Below are 1,966 nucleotides of genomic sequence, written 5' to 3' on the forward strand. Positions count from 1 at the left end.
AGGACATCCTACCAATTAACAGCAAGGGGTGACAAATGTCCCTAACTTCTACAAAGAGATAAGGCTAATTAATGAAGCTTCATACCAGTTGAAAGAATAAAAAGAGAAAATGATATTAAATTCTACGTTTTCAATAAATTAACACAGCATCACTAATGTGGCAGCAATTACAACTCCAGCCAATAATATAATATTATATAAAACTGATTTAGAGACAATTAGGATACATATACGTTGTAGAGAAAGAGTTGAATAGTGTAGCTCACATAAAGTGTTGATTCATCACTTGATGAAGGTATATATAATTGTATCAGTAGTGCCTGACACCAACTGACCGTGCATTTGTAATGTTTACGCTCGCGTAATCTGGACAATAAGAAATAACTTAAAGCGACGCAAGGGTGTGCAACAGTAGAAAGATTTAATACCAAATAATACCATTTCCTACAAAAGACAGAGAGAAACATAAGCACAAATCCAAAGACGATGCTAGTGAGAACCAAGCCAGCCCCAAACACGAAAGCTGAAACGTTAGGCTGAGAAGCCCAAACCACAAATCAAACCCTGAACTGAATCATGCTTCTATCGCCGCCAGTTGGGAGGAGACACACACACAAAACGCCTGCAAGAGCGGAGAGGTTGGTTCACGCCATAGAGCAGGTGCCCTGCCCTATGAAGCAGAAACCAAAACACCATCTAGGCGATGTCCTAAATGGGTAAGTTTCGGACAACAGCTGATGTAGTCACGTCTGACTCATTGCAAATTATCATTGTTGAAGTATAGATATAAGCGAAGTCATTATGTTAGATGGGTTCACACTAGTCTAATCTAACATGTCTTTAGACAAATTTATTAATCATTATAAGTAGTAGGTTTATGGATGATTTTATGATCCAAATTCATTTAGAACTCCCGGAAAAAATTGTTGAGCGGATAGACCAGTGGGTGAGGGAGGGGCGCTTCAAAGATAGAAGTGAGGCTATTAGAACTATTATCGCCCTTTATGAGGAAAGAGTGAAGACCCGCGAATTCTATGAAATGCTCACCAAAAGAAGCAGAGAAGTAAAAGAGAAACCAGAGATGCTAGTCCCCTTTGAGGAAGCCTGAATGGCGTACATCATCCTACTGCATCCGAAGGCGAAAAAAGCACTTGAAAAACTTGACTCCGAAACGAGGAAAAGAGTAAGAGAAAAAGTTATAGAACTAGAAGAATCCCCAAGAAAAGGCGAAACTCTTCGATACTCTCCCTTTTGGAGATTGAAGGTCGGGGACTATAGAGTAATATACGAAATTAGTGATGAAAGCCAACAGGTAATAATCTTATTCATTGGTCACAGGAAAAAAGTTTACGACGACTTTTCAAAACTACTATAACAGGAGAACCGCAAACACAATAATACCGCCTATGTGCTCGGGTAGAGTAAAGTTAAGAGAAATCTCGAGGAGGGAAACAGAGTTGAAAAGAGTGAAGAGATACCGGAAGCAATCGCAGACCACATCGAAAACCTCTCCGAAACCGGAGTAAAATATATCAAGCCTTCTTTTCCAAATCCAAACCCTACTATGGGAGTTAGGCAGGACGCTTTCACATACCCAAAATTAAAAATACATATCTATTACTTTGTGCCGTTGCCCCTATCGTTAAGCTTTTATTAGGGACAATTCTAAAAATATTATAAATTGTATTATCTCACCCTTTTAAGGGTGTTTCATCCCTCCAATTGGAACATAATTTCTCTTGGAGGAAGGATTGGATGAGATTAAAACTGTTAGCCTTATCCAAATGCGCAGTACTACCACCAGCTTTCCCAATTCCATTAATGCAAAATACTCTATCAATCCCCATAACATGGAATACGATGTCTTCACCCAGAGTTGCTTATGGCTCCAAGGGGGGTTTACAACAGTAGAAAGATTTAATACTAAATAATACCATATATGGCTATGTGGTACTATGAAACTAGC

At 39.0% G+C, this 1,966-nt stretch carries 4 protein-coding genes; 3 read left to right on the plus strand and 1 reads right to left on the minus strand.

Features of this window, described 5'->3' with window-relative positions; genetic code table 11:
• The first annotated feature begins 576 nt into the window (after nucleotides 1-576).
• From ACUVXA_RS20290 to ACUVXA_RS20300, 3 genes are all read left to right on the plus strand, one after another.
• On the plus strand, nucleotides 577-720 hold the full coding sequence (locus ACUVXA_RS20290; protein WP_445873111.1) for a hypothetical protein: 144 nt from the start codon (nucleotides 577-579) through the stop codon (nucleotides 718-720).
• Nucleotides 721-889: 169 nt separating this feature from the next.
• The gene (locus ACUVXA_RS20295) at nucleotides 890-1,108 is read left to right on the plus strand and encodes a ribbon-helix-helix domain-containing protein (RefSeq protein ID WP_445873112.1); all 219 of its coding nucleotides are present in this window, start codon (nucleotides 890-892) and stop codon (nucleotides 1,106-1,108) included.
• Nucleotides 1,109-1,375, plus strand: a complete 267-nt coding sequence (locus ACUVXA_RS20300; protein WP_445873113.1) for a type II toxin-antitoxin system RelE family toxin — start codon at nucleotides 1,109-1,111, stop codon at nucleotides 1,373-1,375.
• A 324-nt stretch (nucleotides 1,376-1,699) separates the two neighbouring features.
• Here the strand turns inward: ACUVXA_RS20300 and ACUVXA_RS20305 are convergent.
• The coding region (locus ACUVXA_RS20305; protein WP_445873114.1) for a hypothetical protein at nucleotides 1,700-1,966 on the minus strand (267 nt) is incomplete at its 5' end.

This window comes from Candidatus Jordarchaeum sp. (assembly GCF_052745115.1).